This window comes from Streptococcus suis (assembly GCF_002964045.1).
GTDB lineage: Bacteria > Bacillota > Bacilli > Lactobacillales > Streptococcaceae > Streptococcus > Streptococcus suis_U.
Window position 1 is genome coordinate 1 of the sequence record NZ_POPB01000586.1, and the last position, 338, is coordinate 338.

The 338-nt window shown below is 43.8% G+C and carries 1 protein-coding gene; it reads left to right on the forward strand.

Features of this window, described 5'->3' with window-relative positions; genetic code table 11:
• On the forward strand, positions 1–338 hold a 338-nt coding region (locus C1E99_RS13010), incomplete at both ends, for a membrane protein insertase YidC (RefSeq protein WP_153060264.1).

The following is a 338-nucleotide window of genomic DNA, read 5'->3' on the forward strand; positions in this document are numbered from 1 at the left end:
TATCAACGGACAAATTGGAATCGGTATTATACTTTTTACCATTTTAATTCGAACCCTTCTGTTGCCCTTGTTCCAAATACAGATGAATTCCTCACGGAAGATGCAGGAGCTTCAACCTCAGCTGAAAAAGTTGCAAGCGGAGTATCCAGGAACGGATATGGAAAGTCGCCAGCAGCTTTATGAAGCAACGCAAGCTCTCTACAAAGAGAATGGCGTCAGCATGAGAGCGTCCATGATTCCGCTCTTTATTCAAATGCCAATCCTTTTGGCCCTCTTTCAAGCTCTGACACGTGTTGAAGCCTTGAAAGTAGGTCACTTCCTTTGGTTAAATCTTAGGG